A 20,072-nucleotide genomic window follows, 5' to 3' on the forward strand; every position below is an offset into this window, starting at 1 on the left:
CAAGGATAAAGTAATAAATAAACATGAAAGGAAAAATGAAATTATTTTATTCTTTGATAAAACACAGAAAGGCAATAATGCAAATGCTATAGATAACACCATGAATGATGAATCATATCTGAAATGCAGATTAGCATTGAAGAGTGGGTTTAGTATCAAAGAGCATATACAGAGTGCAAACAGAATGCTTTTCCTATTCCCGAATTTTTCTGATAGTAAAGAGAATACAAAGCATAAAAATACAATCGATAGTATTAGGGGAGCAGGAAACAGATCAGGAAGCATATGGCTACGTAAAATTAATATGCGATAAAAAAACTGAGAAAACGGTCGCCCATCACCATCCCAACCAGTAAACCCCCATACTACCCGATATAAATCATCCAGATAATAGATATTTGAAATAAGCAGTGGGAATACTGTGAGTCCGATTATGCCTAAGCTGACCAGAAAGCACTTTCTATCATAAATCATCTTTTCTCCCTTTAAGTAAGTATTTTGGTCTTTGTTTGCTTTCGGTATATATACGGCCTATATACTCACCTAAAACGCCAATTCCTATAAGCTGAACACCACCAAGAAATAGTATTGATACTAATAGTGACGGATAGCCTGGCACGGGATTATCCCATATCAGCTTATCTATTATCATCCATCCACCGTAAATAAATGACAGTGTAGCGACAAAAAAGCCAATATACGTCCATACACGGAGAGGAAAGGTAGAAAAACTAGTAATGCCTTCAAGTGCCAGATTCCATAGCTTCCAGCCATTAAATTTTGATTCACCCGCCACTCGTTCAGAGCGAGTATATTCGATTATATCAATATTACCACCAACCCATGAAAGTATGCCTTTCATAAATAGATTGCGTTCAGGAAGCTGTTTAATATTGTCGACGATTTCTCTTGACATCAAACGGAAATCCCCCACATTTTCTTCAATTTTTGGATTGCTGATTTTGTTGTGTAATGTGTAAAACCATTCCGCTGTTTTACGCTTCAACCATCCATCCGTAAGACGGTCTGTTCTTTTTGCTAAAACGACATCAGCACCTTTTTTCCATTTTTCTATTAATTGAGGGATAACTTCTATTGGATCTTGAAGGTCAACATCAATAGGAATTATTGCCTTACCTGTAGCATGATCTAAGCCAGCAAAAAGCGCGGGTTCTTTTCCAAAATTACGGGTAAAGCTCAAAGGTACAACCAAGTTGTCATTAATTGCCAATCCGTTGATAATAACTTCTGTTGCATCATTACTCCCGTCATTAATAAAAATTATTTCAACATCGTATTTTTTTAATCCCTCGCATTCCCCAACTTTTTTGTAGAAAATGGGGATAGCCTCTTCTTCATTAAATACAGGGACAATTAATGAAATTTTCATTATTCAATACCTTTAAATACAACAAATTTTGAATATAAGAAACCTAAAATAAGACTAATGGCTGAAAATGTGAGTATTGTGATAACAGGATGAATATTTAATTTATCCGAGAAACATCCTATCAGGTAACTCATCATTCCCATAAAACTAGTGAAAACAGTGTACTTACCACTTGTTGCTTCTTTCTTAAATGTAAATTTTGCGTTAGCAAAAAAAGAGAACGTCACAGATACTAAGAAAGCCATCAAATTAGCATAAGCCTGTGGAATATCTGTTATAGAAATAATAATAGCAAATATAATCCAATGGATAAGCGTATTGATAATTCCAATTGAAAAGTATTTAGTGAAATGTGTCACAATATTTATCTATGCTTAAATTTTATTATAAAGTTTACCATATAAGTAAGGCGATAATTTACTGTAAATAATCACAGTAAATCTTAGATAATAAAAAAACCAGCTCTTTGGCTGGTTGGTTTTCCCTGGTGTTGGGATAGCGACATTTCCGCAAAAAATACACTCACTATAAGCCGTAAGTAATTGATTTATAGTGAGTGAAATCGCTTGTTTTCGCGTATAAATGTGTATATTAAATGAGCTATATTTTTATAAATAATTGATATTAATATAATTTATTTTACATAATCAGCTAAGCCGGTAATAGATGCAGAACAACAACAAAATATTGAGCAACGTTATCAAGCGGTAGAGGTTAGTTGGGATGATGTTCAACCGGAAGATCCATTAGGGATGGAGATTGGTTACCGTCTGATCCCGATGGTTGATCAGGGACAAAACGGTGAACTACTTAATCGGATCGGCGGTATCCGCAAAAAATTTGCTAAAGAGATGGGTTATTTACCGCCGGTGTTACATATTCGCGATAATATGGCGCTTAAACCAGAAGCTTATCGTATTTTAATGAAAGGGGTAGAAAAATTGGTCGAGGAGAGGCTATCCAGGGCGTTGGTTAGCGATCAATCCAGGTGGTGCGATAGGAGAATTAACCGGTGATGTTACCCAAGAGCCCGCTTTTGGTTTACCAGCGATTTGGATCGATGAAGCATTACGCGAACAGGCTCAAGTGCAAGGTTATACGGTGGTGGCAGCCAGTACGGTGATTGCGACCCATTTTAACCATTTGTTAAGTCGATTTGCTCATGAGTTATTTGGTCGGCAGGAAGCTCAGCAGCTTTATGAACGGATCAGTAAAGAGTTACCGAAACTGACTCAGGATCTGATGCCTGATGTGATCAATTTGACCCTATTTCATAAAGTATTACAAAACTTATTAAGTGAGCAGGTGCCGATCCGTGATATGCACACCATTATCGAAACGTTAGCTGAGCATGCCGCTGAACAAAAAGAGGTGACGGAACTGACCAGTTTGGTACGCATTGCGTTAGCCAGAGCGATTACCCAGCACTGGTTTGGTGATAAAGAAGAGATCCAGGCTATTGGTCTTGATATTAGCCTTGAACGGGTTTTGCTCCAGGCACTGCAATCGGGTGGTGGATTAGAGCCGGGCCTGGCGGGTAATATTGAGCAACAGGCAATTGAAGCGCTCAATAATCAAAGTTTAATGGGTGCACCACAGGTGTTAATTGTCAATCATAGCTTACGCCCTTTAATGTCACGCTTTTTACGCCGAGCCTTACCGCAGCTTGCTGTAGTTTCCAGTCTTGAAATCAGCGATGAGCGAAAAATTCGTTTAACCTCTTTTATTGGCCAACCGGCCAGTTAACATTAACGATGAACGCTTTAGTCACTTTTGTGTGGCAAAAGCGTTCATTGCCAGCGATAAAATTCTCTTGCATAAAATATTAACCGACTAAATAAAGCAAAAGGTAACGGGGTTTATTGCCTCCCTATGCGGTTAGCATTGGTTAGCAAAAAAGGAATCGATCTATTGCAGTGATCCTCAACGGTCAAGCAGAGCTATTTATCTTAATTTATTTATTGGGAGTGAATAAGGCATTGGCATGCAATGCCTGAGGATTATATTTTGACCTGGTAACCGCTGGCGACGATATTTTCTGTCTGACCATGCTCACCATACAGGGCAGGGCTATGACGTTTTTTAAGGAAGCCCAATTGCTCCTGATTGAGCGGCATATGTTGCTTGAGGATCAGCCCATTTTGACGATTACGCTGATAAAGCTGCTTAATTTGGGGTTCAATTTTCTGCCAGATGGTTGCTAGCGTTGTATCTTGTTGATAGGGCGGGGCAGAACCGCACTGTTCGCTACTCGTGATGCGTTTTTGTTCACTATGGCGTAATGCAGTCAACCAATACTGTTTTTTTTCTGTCACTTCATTTAAGCGCAGTAAATCAACTTTGCCAGCATTAAGCAGTTGATATTCAATGTGGAGTAACTCATTGAGCGTTTCTACCTGGGAAAGTTGCTCAATGAGGATCTCCTGTAGTGTTTCTTGCGTCATCAATTTAATCACATTGGCTGGTATTTAATTTAATCAGCACATCCGCAATTTTTTCTGCATCAGTGGTTAACTCGCCGTGTTCAATTTTTTGCCGAATCTGCTCAACTTTTTGCTCACGAATATCTTTGTTGTTTGCTTGTAATAGTTTTTCTGCTGCCCCACTCAGACTTAATGTAAAGATGGGATCTTTTTGCTCGCTAGTGGCTGATTGTTTTACTTTTTTTTGTTGTGGCTGTGGCTCTTCATGGTGCGAAAGCGCCGTTATACCACTGAGCGGTGTCGTTTTTTCAATGCTCATCAGTTACATCCTGTTATTTAATCGGGTTAAGTGTGATAGCCATTATTCATGTTCACTATCCTGTTCTATAGGTGATATAACGGCTTAGCGACCAAAAACTTTAATTTTTTAGCGTAATTTTCGCATAACCCTCTTTTTGTGCAATAGCGGTGATAATTTGTCCTGTTGGCATTTTGAGCCGGACAGACTCATTTTCGGCGGCATTATTAATCGCTTTGCCCTCATATTTCACTTGAAAATGGCGACCTTGGGCATAAACAGTGACATGCTTACCGGCCTGAATAACCCAAGCACGGCGCAACATATTTTGGCTAATTGGTTGTCCGGCAGCAATATCACGTAAACTAACACTATTTATGTAGGCATGAATATCACGAATAATACCACGTGGTAATTTTTCTAGCAGACCACGTTTAGCCACGACATTGTGCTGATTAATGACCGAATGACGTTTTATTGGCTGATTAGCTACCCAATAATTCCCTTCAACGCTAACGGCTAAGCGCAGATAATAGGTTTTATCGTCACAAATCAGCGGTAGGGTTAATTTTCCCCAGTGCTGTTGGGAAGGGGCAGGTTTAATTTGTAATTGATTACAGACAGATAAATGTTCTGAGGGGGTAAGAATTTTAATATTCACTTTATCTTGCTTCAGATACTGTTGGTTAAAATAGTCCTGAAGTGCGGTCTGCAATGTAGCTGATGCATTAGTGATAACAGGTACAAAGAGTAATAATGATACAATTATTCGATTAACCACAAATTTCCTCTTCATTTTATTTCATAACTATTATTTCGCTGGCCATTATTTTCATCACCCGCAGTGTAGAGCATTATTTCGGCCATAATGGCATAAATAAACCATTAATAATCGTTTTTTCCCGCCTTTGACTTTTTTTTCTGCGTATAAGCTACTGCCCTAAAAATGGGAGCAAAAAATAGGTTCCTAGATCGTTAACTGAGGAAAGTTATGCTCGATAAACTTGATGCAACGCTGAGTTTTCAGCAACAGGCACTGTCACTAAGGCATCAGCGCCAGGCTATTTTATCGGCCAATATTGCCCATGCTGATACCCCGGGCTACCAGGCACGTGATATCGATTTTAGTGCCCAATTAGAAAAAAATCTTATGGCAAATTCAGTCACCGATAAACAGTTGTCCATGACGGTTACATCCGTCAACCACATTGCGGTGCAGCCAGCAAATTCACTGACCGCCGATCTACTTTATCGTGTTCCACATCAAGTGGCTATGGATGGAAATACCGTCGATATGGATATGGAGCGCAGTCATTTCGCTGATAACAGCGTTAAATATCAAACTGATCTGTCGATTTTAAATGGACAGATAAAAAGCATGATGGCGGTTATGCAATAAATATAAGGAATAGATGATGTCACTATTTTCAATTTTTGAAATTAGCAGCTCTGCGCTCTCTGCCCAATCTCAACGTTTAAATGTCAGCGCCAGCAATATGGCTAACGCTGATAGTGTTACTGGTCCTAATGGTGAACCTTACCGTGCTAAACAAGTGGTCTTTTCTGTTTCTGAGCTTTCAGCTAATGGTATTGGTGGCGTTAGTGTTGCTCAGGTAGTCGACGATCCGTCGCCTTTTCGCCTTGAGTATCAGCCTGCTCATCCATTAGCAGATCAACGCGGCTATATTCGTAAACCTAATGTCGATGTCACTGCCGAGATGATCAATCCCATTTCTGCTTCGCGCAGTTACCAAGCCAATATCGAAGTGATGAATACAACTAAATCGTTAATGCAAAAAACATTAACCTTAGGCCAATAGAAAGGAAGATAAATGGGCGTTGTAAATTCAATTAATGAATCACTGGACAACTCCAGAGTCGGTGCTCCGGCTTCACAGCAAAATATTAAGAAAAAAGGCAGTGACGATATTCAGAATAATTTTCTGACGCTATTACTGACCCAGATGAAAAATCAAGATCCGACCAACCCGATGCAAAACAATGAACTGACCACCCAGTTAGCCCAAATCAGTACCGTGCAGGGCGTGGAAAAACTGAATGAAACGGTGAGTGGTTTAACTGGTCAACTGCATGCCAGCCAGGCGTTAAATGCGACCAAATTAGTTGGCCAGGGCGTGATGATAGCAGGTAATAAAATCACCCTATATGAAAAAAAAATGCTCAGGCAACTGCGTCTGGCACCAATGAAACCTTTTTTACCCCATTTGGTTTTGAATTAATCCGTCCAGCAGACAAAGTCATAGTCACCATTAGCGATAAAACGGGTCGAATTGTCAAAACAATGGAGCATGAACAAGGGTTTAAACCGGATGTTTATCACGCTAGTTGGGATGGCAAAGATAATGATGGCAATCCATTACCGGTTGGTAGTTATCAGTTTACTGTCACGGCAACTACTGCTCAAGGCCAGGTGCATGTCAAATCATTAAATTACGCTTTGGTCAATGGCGTTACTAATGGCGCGGAGGGTGTATTACTGGATGTTGGTTTAGGTAACAGTGTTTCATTGGACGAAATCCGTCAGGTTCTGTAATTGAATAGATAAAAATGAATATGGAGGGCATATGGCCTTTTCACAAGCAATTAGTGGATTAAATGTGGCATCCAGCCACCTGGATGTCATCGGTAACAATATTGCCAATTCGGCGACTTTTGGTTTTAAAAGTGCTTCAGCTTCCTTTGCTGATGTCTACGCTGGTTCAGGTATTGGCTTAGGGGTAAAACTGGCGGGTATCCAACAAAATTTTAATGATGGTTCGATCACCAAAACTAATCGGGCAACGGATTTGGCGATTTCTGGTGGTGGCTTTTTTCGTCTACAAGATACCAATGGTGATATTTTCTACAGCCGTAACGGTCAGTTTGGCAAAGATGCTAAAGGCCAATTAGTTAACCCGCAAGGGATGGTGGTCACTGGTTATCCGGTGGCGATGTTAAATGGTGTGCCGACCATTCAGAAAGGTGCATTGCCAACTCCAATCACTATCCAAACGGATATGATGAACGCCAGAGCGACCGATGATATTCGGATGACGGCTAATTTAGATTCGGGTCAGGCAGCCATTGCAGCGACAGGTGCGACTGTGTTTAATCCAACTGATAACAAAACTTATAGTTATAGTTCCAGCGTGACAGCCTTTGATAGTTTAGGTAATGAGCGGGCACTCAATGTCTATTTTGCTAAGCGCCCTGGCGCTGCGGGTGCAGCAAATACACAATGGGATATCTATGTGGTTGATCCTAGCCAGGCAGCACCAGGTGCACCAAGCCACACCCTCTCTTTTAATCAAAATGGTCAGCTAACAAGTGCCGCTAATTTTAACTTTAACTTAGCCGCCCATAACGGTGGTGCGGCCAGTACGATTAATTTTAATTTTGCTGACTCACGCCAACAACGCTTAGCGAGTTAAGATATTTCTCGTTTAGAGAAAAATGGTTATCAGGCTGGGCAATTTACTGGCTTCAGTTTTGAAGAAGATGGTTCAATTCGAGCTTCTTATGCTAATGGTCAACAGCAATTAGTTGGTCAGGTAATATTGGCCAATTTCGCCAATCCAGGTGGCTTAGTGGCGAAAGGTAATAATGTTTGGTCAGAAACTGGCAGTTCTGGTGCGCCAATTATTGGCACTGCCGGCACCGGTATTCTCGGAAAGTTAACCGCCAATGCCTTAGAAGCCTCTAATGTCGATATGGGACAGGAATTGGTGACCATGATCCTGGCGCAACGCAATTATCAATCTAATGCCCAAACCATTAAAACCCAAGATCAAATGTTGCAAACTTTGGTTAATCTACGTTAATGGTGGATGATTAGATGGATCATGTCATTTATACCGCCATGAATGGTGCGCGTCATGCATTGGAAACCCAATCGGTGATCACCAATAATTTGGCTAATGTTTCAACCAACGGTTTTAAAGCCCAGTTAGCAGCTTCGCGTTTTGTACCGATTGAAGGCTCTGTAGGGCACCAGACCCGCACACTCACCATTGCTTCAACACCAGGCACGGATCAGCGTGCTGGTGCGATGAACTATACCGCCCGTTCATTGGATGTGACGCTGAGTGATGGGGGGTATTTAGCGGTGCAATTAGCTGATGGCCGGGAAGCTTACACCCGCAATGGCAATATACAAATTTCAGCTAATGGTGAATTAATGATCCAAAATCGCCCATTAATGGGCGATGGTGGCGAAATTATGGTTCCGCCGCAGGCGCAACTGACGATTGCTGAAGATGGCATTATTACCGGTTATATCCCAACAGCTCCGCCCACCCAATTAGGTCAGGTTGGTCAGATCAAACGGGTGAAACCCTCAGCGCAACAGTTGGTACGTGGTGAAGAGGGGTTATTTCATCTTGCCGAACCTAATGCCCAACCTTTAGTGATGGATAATAGTGTCAAATTACTGTCGGGAGTATTAGAGGGCAGTAATGTCAATCCGGCACAAGCGATGGTGGACATGATAGCCAATGCACGCACTTTCGAAATGCAAATGAAAGTTATTCATAGTGCTAATGATAACGCCCAACGTGCTAATCAACTGTTAGCCATTAGTTAAGTTATTAAGGGAGAAAACAAATAATGATCCGTTCTTTATGGATTGCCAAAACTGGGCTTGATGCTCAACAAACTAACATGGATGTCATTTCTAATAACCTGGCTAACGTCAGCACCAATGGGTTTAAGCGCGGGCGAGCAGTGTTTCAAGATCTGATGTATCAAACGTTACGTCAACCTGGATCGCTAACGTCGGAACAGACCCTATCACCTTCGGGATTACAACTAGGAACCGGCGTTCGTCCTATTGCGACACAACGATTACATAGTCAGGGTAATTTATCGCAGACGAATGGTAGTACAGATGTTGCTATTAAAGGCCAGGGATTTTTCCATATTCAATTGCCTGATGGCACTGACGCTTACACCCGTGATGGTGCTTTTCAGGTTGATCAAAATAATCAACGGGTTACTGCTGGTGGTTTTGCTGTTGTACCGCCCATTGTTCTGCCAGAAACAGCCCTTAAAGTTACCATCAGTCATGATGGTATTGTTAGTGTTGTCATACCAGGTAATTCTGAACCACAGCAAGTTGGCCAATTAGCATTAACCACATTTGTTAATGAAACCGGTCTGGAGAGTATTGGTGAAAATCTTTATTTGGAAACCAATAGTTCAGGCGTACCGGTTGAAACGGCACCGGGTGTTAATGGGGCGGGTTTACTTTATCAAGGTTATGTTGAGACATCGAATGTCAATGTGGCTGAAGAGTTAGTCAGCATGATCCAGACGCAACGTGCTTATGAGATTAATAGTAAAGCGGTGTCCACTTCTGATCAAATGTTACAGCGATTAATGCAGCTTTAATTCAGCTACCATCACAGTCGCAATCCATTGTGATGGTGAACATACAAGAGTTTTTAACATGAATAAAAAAAGCATCGCCAGTTTGGCTGCGCTTATTTTTAGGCCGTTTTCCCCGCGAGAGGGAAATCGATGGCGGTTTGGCATTATCTGCTTGGCAGTAATAATGTCGGGCTGTGCTTATATACCGAAAAAGCCATTGGTCTCGGGTCCGACAACGGTTGAACCGGCAGAAAGGCCAGACCTTAAGGTAACTGGTTCAATTTATCAAGCCAGTCAACCGGTTAATTACAGTTATCAGCCGCTATTTGAAGATCGACGTCCCCGCCATGTCGGCGATACATTGACCATCATTTTACAAGAAAATGTTAGTGCCAGTAAAAATTCGTCCGCCAATGCCAGTCGTAAAGGAAAAAGCGGTTTTTCAGCCGGGGCCACACCGCAGGTGTTAAATAAACTGGTGGGAGTTGATAAGTTACAGTTTGACATGGAAGGGGAAAATGAGTTTGGTGGCAAAGGTGGCGCCAATGCCAATAATACCTTCAAAGGAACAATAACGGTCACAGTCACTAAATTACTGGCAAACGGTAACTTACAGGTAGTGGGTGAAAAACAGATCGCGATTAATCAGGGCACCGAATATATCCGTTTCTCTGGTGTGGTTAATCCAAGAACGATTAGCGGTAGTAATACTGTGAATTCAACCCAGGTTGCGGATGCACGTATTGAGTATGTGGGTGATGGATATATTAACGAAGCGCAAAATATGGGCTGGTTGCAGCGTATTTTGTTAAATATTTCGCCATTCTAACTGAGGAAGCTTATGGTTGATTCATTGTTAGGTAAGTTACTATTGTGGTTACCATTACCAATGTTATTGTTATGTTCGAGCATGGTACCAGCAGAACGTATTCGTGATCTGACGAGTATTGAGGGAGTGCGAGAAAATGCCCTGATTGGCTACGGTTTGGTGGTCGGTTTGGATGGGACGGGTGATCAAACTTCACAAACGCCATTTACCACCCAGAGTATGAGTAATATGCTCTCTCAATTAGGCATCACTGTACCACCAGGTACCAATATGCAGTTAAAAAATGTGGCGGCGGTGATGATCACGGCCAAATTGCCCCCTTTTGGCCGTGCCGGACAAACGATTGATGTCGTTGTCTCTTCATTAGGCAATGCAAAAAGTTTACGTGGTGGCACCCTTTTAATGACGCCATTAAAAGGCGCTGATAATCAGGTGTATGCGGTTGCCCAAGGCAATATTGTGGTGGGGGGAGCAGGTGCCAGTGCTGGTGGTAGTAGTATCAAGGTTAATCAATTGGCCGGTGGACGGATTAGTGCCGGCGCGGTAATTGAACGTGAACTGGCTAGTCAATTTGGTAAAATTAACACGCTTAACTTACAGTTGAATGAAGAAAATTTTTCGCTGGCACAGACCATTTCCGATGCCGTGAATCGGATTAAAGGTTTTGGTACTGCAACACCATTGGATGCCCGAACGGTTGAACTCAGATTGCCGGCTAGCCAAAGTGAACAAGTGCGTTTTTTGGCGCAAATTCAGAATATCAATATTAAATCAGTGCCGATTGATGCAAAAATTATTTTAAATGCGCGTACCGGTTCGGTAGTCATGAATCGCAGTGTGATGTTAGATAATTGCGCTATTTCCCAAGGTGGGCTTTCAATCACGGTTGATCGTCGGGTTAATGTTAGTCAGCCTGATACCCCTTTTGCCGGTGGTAAGACGGTGGTGACACGTAACACCGATATCAGCTTGAATGAAAAACATGATGGCTTACATAAAGTCAATGCCAGTGCTAATTTAAATGAAGTGATCCGTGCGTTAAATGCCTTAGGTGCGACACCAACCGACCTAATGTCAATTTTACAGGCAATGGAAAGTGCCGGTTGTTTGCGGGCTAAATTGGAGATCATTTGATGAAAGATCTTTCCACCATGGTGGGTGCCGCTTATGACGCCAGATCATTAAATGCCTTAAAGAATCAAGTAAGCCAGCAGCCCCAACAGGGGCTGCGCCAGGTCGCTGAACAATTAGAAAGTGTTTTTGTGCAGATGATGCTAAAAAGTATGCGCTCTGCCTTGCCGCAAGAAGGATTACTGAGTAGTGAACAAAGCCGTCTCTATACTGCACTTTATGATCAACAATTAGCTCAAGATCTGTCGCGTAAAAGCTTGGGATTTGCGGATCTGATGGTGGAACAGTTAAGCCGGCATCAGAATGAGCCCGAGGATATTAAGCCGGCGCCATTACTGAATACTGATCTCCCCAGACAGTTTGTAAGCGCTTTTCGCCGTTTTGTACCAGAAGAAGCGGCCGGTGCGCTCAAGTATATATCAGAAAATGGCGCTAGTTTTCTGGCCAAATTGTTTATCCCTGCCAGAATTGCCAGTGAAAATAGTGGTATTCCCCATTTACTGATAGTCGCTCAAGCGGCGTTAGAATCAGGATGGGGACAGCGTCAAATTTTGACAGCCGAAGGCACCCCCAGTCATAACTTATTTGGTATTAAGGCAGGTAAAAATTGGCGCGGTAAAGTGACCAATATTGTTACTACCGAGTATATTGATGGTAAGGCCGTGAAAATACGCGACGATTTTCGGGTTTATCCCTCCTATTTTGAGGCAGTCACTGACTATGTTAATTTGTTAACCCAAAGTAAACGTTATGCTAAAGTCGCCGCCGCCAACACACCTGAGCAGGCAGCAATTGCCTTACAAGCGGCCGGTTATGCCACCGATCCGGGTTATGCGAAAAAACTGATCCAACTGATTCAACAGTTGAAAAATACCACTTCGCAGGTAAAGCAAATCTATCAACATGATCTAAGCGATCTTTTTTGAGGCGCATTACTTAAGTTTTGCTGGTTTTGGCCGATGTTTTATTGCGTAAAACGACTATCTTACTGTCGGTTAACCGGCAGTATCCGAATTTATTAGGGAACTGACTATGTCCAGCAGTTTAATGAATACCGCAATGAGCGGCTTGAAAGTAGCGCAAACTGCGTTATCAACCATTGGTAGTAATATTGCCAATTCTAAAGTCGAGAGTTATCACCGGCAAACCACCACATTGGCTACCGATGGCAGCAATAATAATATAAATGGTGTCAAAGTGAGTGGTATTCAACGCGAATATGATGAGTTTATCAATGCGCATTATAACAAAGCGGTAACCGAACAAGGTGAGCGGAAAATTTATGCCGAATTTGCCCTAGAGCTAGATAAGTTGATGTCGGCTTCTGATACCGATTTAGCCTCATCGATGACAGAATTTTTTACTAGTTTGCAAACCTTGTCAACCGATGCCGCTTCTGCGCCCTTGCGCACTGAGGTTATTAATAAAGCTCAAGCCATGATTAGTCGCTTTAAATCCGTTGAGCAACAATTTAACACAATGGAACAACGGCTTAATGGCAATATTGGCCAGATGGCCGATAAAGTTTCGCAACTGGCGCAACAAGTGGCCAAACTAAACGGTGAAATGACAAAAATCAAAGGTCTACAAGGCTATGTGCCAAACGAGATGTTAGATCGACGTGATCAATTAACACGTGAACTATCAACGGTGGCTGGCATTAGTGTTATTCGCCAAGATGATACTATCAATATTAATCTTGCTAATGGCTTATCCTTAGTTAATGGTACTAAAGCCAACAAAATTACGGCTATATCCTCGGCTGCTGATCCCGCTCAAATCACATTGGCTTATGATGATGGCATTAATCCGCCACGAGAAATTGATACTAGGTCAATAACTGGCGGGGAATTAGCCGGAGCATTGGCGGTACGTGATGAAGTACTCCAGCCAAATCGGCAAAAAATTAATCAGCTGGGTTTAATACTGACCGAGAGTATCAATCAGGTTCAGCAGGCCGGGTTTGATTTGCAGGGCAATGCTGGTCAAGCACTGTTTCAGACTGGCAAACCGAGCATCATTTCCCATAATCAAAATCAGGGAACCAGTAGTTTTGCTACTCAATTTACTGATGCTACCCAAGTTAAAGGCATTGATTATGCCATGATGTTTGATGGCAATAACTGGGTAGTTACTCAACAGTCAACTGGGGCGTCGGTAAATGTTACTAGCACAGCAGCCACGGCTAATCACGGTAAAAAATTAACTTTTGATGGCATGGAAATTGCCCCAACTTCAGCGCCGCAAGCAGGTGACAAGTTTATTATCAAATCCGTTGATGAAGTTATTAGTGGCTTATCGGTTGCGATAACAAATCCCGCAGGTATTGCCGCTGCCAGCCAGGCGGGTACTGGACAAGCAGATAATACCAATATTAAGAATCTATTGGCATTACAAGATAAAAAGTTGGTTAATGGAACGTCTACGCTTAGCAAAGCTTATACTGCGGTTGCCGGTGATGTTGCGTCGAAAGCCAATCAGGCAAAAGCTGATTTTACCGCCCAATCAGTGATCACCAAGAGTTATTTGCAGAAGCAACAATCAGTTTCCGGTGTCAATCTTGATGAGGAATATCTTGAAATGAGCCGCATGCAAGAATTTTATATGTCAAACGCCAAGGTAATTCAGACGGCCAATAGCTTGTTTGAAACTTTGATGCGTATTTTCTGATAACAAGATTAATAAGGAAATAGTGATGACAACACGTTTAAGTAGCCAATTTATGCATTATCAGAAAACAAATAGCATGATGTATTCTCAGTCACAACTGGCAGATAAATATCAGCGTATAACGACCGGAAAACGGCTATTACAATCCGCCGATGATCCAGCCGCGGCAGCAGAAAATTTACAGATTAATCAAACACAAACCCGTTTGGCACAATATAAAACGGCGCGTAATTTTTCTCAGCATCAGATGCAATCACAGTTGCAGGTAGTTGAGAAAATGGAAGATCTGTCGCGCCGTATTAAGCAAACTTTTGTGGCAGTCTCTAATCAATCGATCATGAGCGAAGATGCTCGACAAGCGTATGCCACAGAGCTGGAAAGTTTAAAATCTGAGTTAGTGGGCTTAGCCAATAGTAAAGATAGTTCAGGTAGTTATCTGTTTGCCGGCTATAAAACCGATACTGTGCCGTTAGTGGTAGGGACTAATGGCGTGGTTAATTATCAAGGTAGCCAAGATGCCATTAAGCAGCATATTGATGCTGATCGTGAAGTGACGGTAAATTTCACAGCTCAGCAAGTTTTGCAGACTGCAACTGGCGGCGATATTTTTCAGTCGTTGGATCTTGCAATTAATACGCTAAAAACGCCTTATCAATCAGCAAATCCTCAGGCACAAAGTATATTGGCAGCCAATATCGATAGTGCACATAGTGATTTGCAAAATACCATGAAAAGCCTTTCCACAATTAGCAGTCAACTTGGCTCGCAACTAAAGGAAGTAGAACAATTAAATAGTCGTAGTGAAGATGTTTCATTGCTACTGAAAGAGCGGCAAAGCCAATTGACGAATACTGATATGGCTGCTGAGATAGCGGAATATTATCAGGAAGAGGCGATATTGCAGGCTTCTTATAGTTTATTTGCTCAAATGAAAGATTTATCTTTATTTAACTTATTGCGCTGAATCATTTTGTTAATGCATTTTTAGATTATAAAATAAACGGCAAAATAAACCGATAAATAAAATGAAATTTTTACCAGGGGATGACTTTCTCCTGGTTTTTTATTTTTTTTCTTCTATTCTATTTTTTATTTATATCTTATTTATTTTAATTAATAGCTGGAAAATTATTTTTATTATTCAATAATAGTTAATTCGTTATATTAAATATCGATTCAATATTATTGCAGGAAAATAGAATACGATTAATATCTATTGAATTACCGATCAAGTTACTATATATAATATAACGTCAAAAAGTATAACGTAATATCAAAAAATAACAGTTTCATAATGTTGAAAAAATAGTAAGATTGAATAAATTTTGCTATTTTTCATTTCGTAATTGAGGGTAATCTTGTTTAGCTAGCTTTTGTTTAGATAAACAATTTCCTGGGATAAAAAGGAACAAGCATGATGAAGAAATTGACAGTAGTCAGCCTGGTTTTCTTAAGCGCAGCGGCACAGGCGCAGTCTCATCTTGACCGAGTAATGAAAAGCAAAACCTTAACGGTTTGCGCAACAGGTGATTATAGGCCTTATACTCATTTACTTCAGAATGGTCAATATGAAGGCATTGATGTTACCATGATGGAAAATTTAGCTGCGAGTCTGGGGGCTAAAGTTAAATGGCAGAAAACGACCTGGAATACATTAATGACAGATTTTCACAGCAAACAGTGTGATATTGCGGTTGGGGGAATTTCGGTTACCTTAAAACGTCAGCAAGCGACCTGGTTGTCTGCGCCGCTCGCGGTTGATGGTAAAATTCCATTAGTCCGTTGTGACGATAAAGCGAAATATCAAACGATTGAACAACTCAATAAACCGACGGTACGTTTGATTGCACCCTTTGGTGGTACCAATGAGGCTTTTGCCCATCGCTATTTACCTAATGCCCAGTTGCAATTGACGCATGATAATGCGGCGATATTCCAGCAAATTATTGATAAAAAATTTGATGTTATGGTGACTGATGCATCAGAAGCGCTTTATCAACAAAAGCATTACCCAACTAAGTTATGTGCACTTAATCCAAAGAGACCACTACAATATATTGAGAAAGCTTATATGCTACCGCGTGATGATATGAGCTGGAAACTTTATGTCGATCAATGGATACATTTAAATAAAAAGACCGGTGTTTATCGCAATATTGTGTCTGAATGGATAGCAATACCGAAATAAATGATTAGCTGCTCTGCTGATAGGTAAATATTTTATTAACTTATTATTCAGTTAGCACAAAAATAACCCATAATATTATAGATTTATTTGGCAGTAGACGAACAATTTAAAAGTTAATACGATAGGAAAAAAAAGTGTTTAGAAAAATATTACTTTCCCGCTAATGTAAGCAGTATCAAACTTAATTGACTCAGAATATCGTTAAATATCTTCTCAGCATATTTGGTAATGATAGTGGTTAAAAGAGGTAATAGGTAAATACCAATTAAAAGTGTCAGTGGGAAGCCGACAACAAAAATTGAAAGTTGGGGGGTCATTCTATTTAAGATCCCCAAACTGATATTAATAATTAATAGTAAGGTTAAAATAGGTAGTGCTAATAGTAAACCATAATAAAAAATAATTCCCGCCGTTTGAGCTACTAATATAAAACTTTGGCTATTTAATGATATTGATTGGATTGGAATAAGCTGAAAGCTATCTGCCAATAGGGACAATAACCAAAGATGAATATCGAAAGATAAAAACAGTAATAACAATAATAGATTAAAAAAACGCGCAATAATTGGCATATTGGGGCCGGCCGCTGGATCAACAAATAAGGCGAAAGAGAGCCCCATCTGCATGCCTAATACTTCTCCCGCATAACGAACGATGGCAAAGGCGATTTGCATCGTCAGTCCCATTAATAAGCCGATTAAAACTTGTTGTATCAAGATCCAACATCCGATAACGGAAAAAAGCGGGATTTGTGGTAGTGGTATTGCCGCAGAGATTAAAATAGTGATCAGTAAGGCTAACGCAATTTTGCTTTTTTTAGGGATCTGTTTTTCACCAAAAAAAGGGGCAATACTAAATAAAGCTAATACCCGCACAAATGGCCAAAAAAATTGGTTAATATAGGTATAAAAAAAATCGGTGCTAAAAGTGATCATCATTAACCAATAAGTTGCGGTAATTGCGTTATTAATTGACGGGTATACTCGATAAATAGTTGTAACATCCACGGGCCGGCTACTACCGCAGTAATAAAAACAGCGATAATTTTAGGAATGAAAGAGAGGGTCATCTCATTAATTTGCGTGGCTGCTTGCAATAAACTAATAATTAAACCACTGATTAACGCTGCCAACAACAGGGGTGCTGCTAATGCTAATGCCACTTTCATACCATCAATACCAAGCCCCATCACTGTTTCCGGTGTCATTTTTACTCCTAATTAAAAAAACTTTGCGCTAATGAGCCTAAAATTAATTGCCAACCATCAACCAAAACAAACAGCATTAATTTAAAAGGCATCGCAACGGTAGCAGGCGGAACCATCATCATGCCCAGCGCCATTAAGACACTGGCAACCACGAGATCGATAATCAGGAAAGGAATAAATAGCATAAAACCAATTTGAAAAGCCGTTTTCAGTTCACTGGTAATAAATGCTGGTACTAAAATACGCATCGGAACATCAGCTTGGGTTTGATACTCACTATCATTGGCTAAACGGGCAAACAGTGCTAAATCAGGTTGACGGGTTTGTTGTAACATAAATTGACGTAAGGGTTTGGCACCTTCTGATAAATCCACTTCAATGGTAATTTTTTCTTCACTAAAGGGTAAATAGGCATTTTGATAAATTTTATCAAATACCGGTGACATGACAAAAAAAGTCATAAATAGCGCTAAGCCTAATAAAATTTGATTAGGTGGGGCAGTCGGAGTGCCTAACGCATTACGCAATAAACCCAGTACGATAATGATACGAGTAAAACTGGTTGTCATCAGCAACAACGCAGGGATAAAACCGAGAGCGGTAATAAAAATAAGTGTCTGTACTGGTAATGACCAACTTTGGCCGCCATTGGCTAAGGGTTGGCTAGTAATCGCAGGAATAGCGGCATAAGCGTGCAATGGCAGCCAAAATAACGTGTTGGATAATAAAAATAGCAGTCTACGCATCATGGTTTCTACTTTTTACTGAGCATGTCTTCATGAATTGACCAAAAGAGGGTGGAACAGAAGTTGACTGCTGTTGTTCATTCGGTTCGGTTTTGGCCGGCATTTTATGCAATAAGGTTATGTTTTCTTCGGTGACACCGAGCACCAGTGCCTGTCCTTCAACTTCAATAATCGTAATTTTGGCTTTATTACCGAGTGAGTAATTATCCGTTACCTTAATTGCGCTTGAGCGAGTGGTCAGATAGCGTTTGGGTAAAAAACGGCGTACTAACCATAAAGTCACCAATAAACCGCCAATAATCAGTAATAGCGAGCTACTCATTTCAGTTAACATGCTACTGCCTGAAAGTAGGGAGGGGCTATTAGTGGTTATGCCCCCTTTTAATACAGGAGTAGCATTATCTGCCGCTCCAGCAATTAGAAAAGAAGAATAAGCTGGCATAATCTATCGACTCAACCGACGCATGCGTTCTGAAGGGGTAATAATATCGGTGATCCGAATACCATATTTATCAGAAACCACCACCACTTCGCCTTGTGCGATCAGATAACCGTTGATCAAAATGTCTAACGGTTCACCGGCCAGACCATCCAGTGAAACCACTGAGCCTTGGGTTAAATTTAATAGCTTTTTAATGGTCATTTTGGTGCGACCTAGTTCAACCGTCAGTTTAACCGGAATATCCATGATCATATTGATATCTGAAAATTGATTTTCGATATCTTGCATTTCCAAATTATCAAAGATCTCCGGTCCATTATCGGTTGGTTTAGGCGGTTTCGATTGCTGAGCGATAGTCTCTGCCCAGATATCCTCAGCCGAGGTTTTAGCTTGATTTTCAGTAAAATCTTTAGTGTCACTCATGGTTTTTGTTCCTCTTCCAGAGCGTTTAAAACTGGGTTAATAAGATGTTCGACGCGCAGGGCATACTGCCCATTTAATGTTCCGTATTTACTGGTCAGTACGGGAACGCCATCGACATGAACCATAAGGCGTTCCGGTTTTTCGACAGGAATGACATCCCCTTTTTGCAGTTTCAGGATCCTAGAGAGCCGTGTTGGGTGTTCAATCAGGTTAGCGATTAATTCCAATTCGGAATATTTAACTTGATTAACCAAGCCTTCCATCCAGACGCCTTCATCTTGTTTAACATTTTCTACCGGCGGATTGATTAATCTTTCGCGTAGCGGTTCGATCATGGCAAAAGGGATACAAATGCTAAATTCCCCAATCATATTGCCAATTTCCACCAAAAAGGGCGTGGTAATAACGATATCGTTAGGCGAGGAAGTGATATTGGTAAATTTTACCTGAATTTCAGAACGAACATATTCTGCCTGGATTTTGAAAATACTTTCCCAGGCATCACTATAGGCATCAAGCGCCAATTTCATCATTTTATTAATAATACGCTGTTCGGTATGGGTAAATTCACGTCCATCTACCGGGGTGGGAAACCTACCGTCGCCGCCAAATAAATTATCGACCGCAATATAGACTAAATTGGGTTCATGGTTAGGAAATTGAATCGCTTTTAAAGTGAGTAGCAAAAGCCATCCCTTATTGCAAAAAGGAGATGGGGATCGATTTATTGTGTTTAGTGCCAGTTAACATTTCCTCAGAGAGTGTAATTTCTAACCTGATTTCCTTATTTTAGACACATTGATCCTGCGTTTAGCTGCGTAACCATCGCTTTTTCTCCAGGTTATGCAGTCTTTCTGACAACAATTCCGTTGCTTTTTTACCCATTTGCGCCCCGGTGAAAAGCAGCCTGTCGCCACACAGAATACATTTGTACGGATCGGTACGCAGAAATCCTTTC

The 20,072-nt window shown here is 40.9% G+C and carries 21 protein-coding genes and 5 pseudogenes; 13 read left to right on the forward strand and 13 right to left on the reverse strand.

The genetic code is table 11. The features are described 5' to 3' along the window. The 3 genes from G468_RS25365 to G468_RS0111510 all read right to left on the reverse strand — a co-directional run. A partial coding sequence (locus G468_RS25365; RefSeq protein WP_211229667.1) for a glucosyltransferase domain-containing protein occupies positions 1-474 on the reverse strand: 474 nt, incomplete at its 3' end. Further along, positions 464-1,390: a glycosyltransferase family 2 protein gene (locus tag G468_RS0111505; protein WP_026823252.1), complete on the reverse strand. Its 927-nt coding sequence runs from the start codon at positions 1,388-1,390 to the stop codon at positions 464-466. The genes G468_RS0111505 and G468_RS25365, both read right to left, overlap by 11 nt. Beyond that, the gene (locus tag G468_RS0111510) at positions 1,390-1,752 is read right to left on the reverse strand and encodes a GtrA family protein (protein ID WP_026823253.1); all 363 of its coding nucleotides are present in this window, start codon (positions 1,750-1,752) and stop codon (positions 1,390-1,392) included. Before G468_RS0111510 ends, G468_RS0111505 begins: the two co-directional genes overlap by 1 nt. A 339-nt stretch (positions 1,753-2,091) precedes the next feature. On the opposite strand from G468_RS0111510, the pseudogene G468_RS20685 reads away from it, so the two are divergent. Next, positions 2,092-3,136: pseudogene (locus tag G468_RS20685) on the forward strand (FHIPEP family type III secretion protein); the annotation flags it as partial. Positions 3,137-3,390: 254 nt separating this feature from the next. Here G468_RS20685 and G468_RS0111525 read toward each other — a convergent pair. The 3 genes from G468_RS0111525 to flgA form a co-directional block, all read right to left on the reverse strand. After that, complete coding sequence (locus G468_RS0111525) at positions 3,391-3,834, reverse strand: flagella synthesis protein FlgN (RefSeq protein WP_034249838.1); 444 nt, start codon at positions 3,832-3,834, stop codon at positions 3,391-3,393. A 4-nt stretch (positions 3,835-3,838) separates the two neighbouring features. Then, a complete protein-coding gene (gene flgM / locus G468_RS0111530; protein ID WP_026823257.1) occupies positions 3,839-4,132 on the reverse strand; it encodes a flagellar biosynthesis anti-sigma factor FlgM in 294 nt (97 codons plus the stop codon). Between the two features lie 100 nt (positions 4,133-4,232). Then, positions 4,233-4,907 (reverse strand): flagellar basal body P-ring formation chaperone FlgA, encoded by a 675-nt coding sequence (gene flgA / locus G468_RS0111535; RefSeq protein WP_026823258.1) that lies wholly within the window; start codon positions 4,905-4,907, stop codon positions 4,233-4,235. Positions 4,908-5,102: 195 nt separating this feature from the next. Here flgA and flgB point away from each other — a divergent pair, with 195 nt between their 5' ends. From flgB to G468_RS0111595, 12 genes and pseudogenes are all read left to right on the forward strand, one after another. After that, entirely contained in the window at positions 5,103-5,510 is a 408-nt protein-coding gene (flgB, locus tag G468_RS0111540) for a flagellar basal body rod protein FlgB (protein WP_026823259.1), read from the forward strand. 16 nt (positions 5,511-5,526) lie between these two features. Further along, positions 5,527-5,931 carry a flagellar basal body rod protein FlgC gene (gene flgC, locus G468_RS0111545; protein WP_026823260.1) on the forward strand — a complete coding sequence of 135 codons (405 nt, stop codon included), beginning with the start codon at positions 5,527-5,529 and terminating at the stop codon, positions 5,929-5,931. 12 nt (positions 5,932-5,943) lie between these two features. Further along, a pseudogene (locus G468_RS25210) lies at positions 5,944-6,665 on the forward strand (flagellar hook assembly protein FlgD). Between the two features lie 31 nt (positions 6,666-6,696). Continuing rightward, a pseudogene (gene flgE / locus G468_RS20695) lies at positions 6,697-7,932 on the forward strand (flagellar hook protein FlgE). Between the two features lie 14 nt (positions 7,933-7,946). Then, on the forward strand, positions 7,947-8,693 hold the full coding sequence (locus G468_RS0111560; RefSeq protein ID WP_026823261.1) for a flagellar basal body rod protein FlgF: 747 nt from the start codon (positions 7,947-7,949) through the stop codon (positions 8,691-8,693). Positions 8,694-8,716: 23 nt separating this feature from the next. Then, positions 8,717-9,499, forward strand: coding sequence for a flagellar basal-body rod protein FlgG (gene flgG / locus G468_RS0111565; protein ID WP_026823262.1), 783 nt, complete (start codon positions 8,717-8,719; stop codon positions 9,497-9,499). A 163-nt stretch (positions 9,500-9,662) separates the two neighbouring features. Continuing rightward, entirely contained in the window at positions 9,663-10,307 is a 645-nt protein-coding gene (locus G468_RS0111570) for a flagellar basal body L-ring protein FlgH (protein ID WP_406929871.1), read from the forward strand. After that, entirely contained in the window at positions 10,308-11,441 is a 1,134-nt protein-coding gene (locus G468_RS0111575; protein WP_210409115.1) for a flagellar basal body P-ring protein FlgI, read from the forward strand. Next, positions 11,438-12,364 (forward strand): flagellar assembly peptidoglycan hydrolase FlgJ, encoded by a 927-nt coding sequence (gene flgJ, locus G468_RS0111580; RefSeq protein WP_210409102.1) that lies wholly within the window; start codon positions 11,438-11,440, stop codon positions 12,362-12,364. Before G468_RS0111575 ends, flgJ begins: the two co-directional genes overlap by 4 nt. Positions 12,365-12,470: 106 nt before the next feature. Next, positions 12,471-14,108, forward strand: coding sequence for a flagellar hook-associated protein FlgK (gene flgK, locus G468_RS0111585; protein WP_026823266.1), 1,638 nt, complete (start codon positions 12,471-12,473; stop codon positions 14,106-14,108). Between the two features lie 25 nt (positions 14,109-14,133). Continuing rightward, positions 14,134-15,072 carry a flagellar hook-associated protein FlgL gene (gene flgL, locus G468_RS0111590; protein WP_026823267.1) on the forward strand — a complete coding sequence of 313 codons (939 nt, stop codon included), beginning with the start codon at positions 14,134-14,136 and terminating at the stop codon, positions 15,070-15,072. Between the two features lie 450 nt (positions 15,073-15,522). After that, positions 15,523-16,296, forward strand: coding sequence for a transporter substrate-binding domain-containing protein (locus G468_RS0111595; protein WP_051297065.1), 774 nt, complete (start codon positions 15,523-15,525; stop codon positions 16,294-16,296). 149 nt (positions 16,297-16,445) lie between these two features. On the opposite strand, the gene fliR is transcribed toward G468_RS0111595, so the two are convergent. The 7 genes and pseudogenes from fliR to G468_RS25370 all read right to left on the reverse strand — a co-directional run. Further along, positions 16,446-17,231, reverse strand: a complete 786-nt coding sequence (gene fliR / locus G468_RS0111600; protein ID WP_026823269.1) for a flagellar biosynthetic protein FliR — start codon at positions 17,229-17,231, stop codon at positions 16,446-16,448. A gap of 2 nt (positions 17,232-17,233) precedes the next feature. Next, entirely contained in the window at positions 17,234-17,503 is a 270-nt protein-coding gene (fliQ, locus tag G468_RS0111605; protein WP_026823270.1) for a flagellar biosynthesis protein FliQ, read from the reverse strand. Positions 17,504-17,511: 8 nt separating this feature from the next. Next, positions 17,512-18,249 carry a flagellar type III secretion system pore protein FliP gene (gene fliP, locus G468_RS0111610; RefSeq protein WP_026823271.1) on the reverse strand — a complete coding sequence of 246 codons (738 nt, stop codon included), beginning with the start codon at positions 18,247-18,249 and terminating at the stop codon, positions 17,512-17,514. Further along, entirely contained in the window at positions 18,242-18,691 is a 450-nt protein-coding gene (gene fliO, locus G468_RS20700; RefSeq protein ID WP_051297066.1) for a flagellar biosynthetic protein FliO, read from the reverse strand. Before fliO ends, fliP begins: the two co-directional genes overlap by 8 nt. 3 nt (positions 18,692-18,694) lie before the next feature. Next, positions 18,695-19,114: a flagellar motor switch protein FliN gene (gene fliN / locus G468_RS0111620; protein ID WP_026823272.1), complete on the reverse strand. Its 420-nt coding sequence runs from the start codon at positions 19,112-19,114 to the stop codon at positions 18,695-18,697. After that, positions 19,111-19,758 (reverse strand): annotated as a pseudogene (locus tag G468_RS20705) (FliM/FliN family flagellar motor switch protein); the annotation flags it as partial. The gene fliN and the pseudogene G468_RS20705, both read right to left, overlap by 4 nt. A 166-nt stretch (positions 19,759-19,924) precedes the next feature. After that, positions 19,925-20,072, reverse strand: a pseudogene (locus tag G468_RS25370) (IS91 family transposase); the annotation flags it as partial.

Origin of the sequence: Arsenophonus nasoniae DSM 15247 (genome assembly GCF_000429565.1) — a bacterium.
Taxonomy (GTDB): Bacteria; Pseudomonadota; Gammaproteobacteria; order Enterobacterales; family Enterobacteriaceae; genus Arsenophonus; species Arsenophonus nasoniae.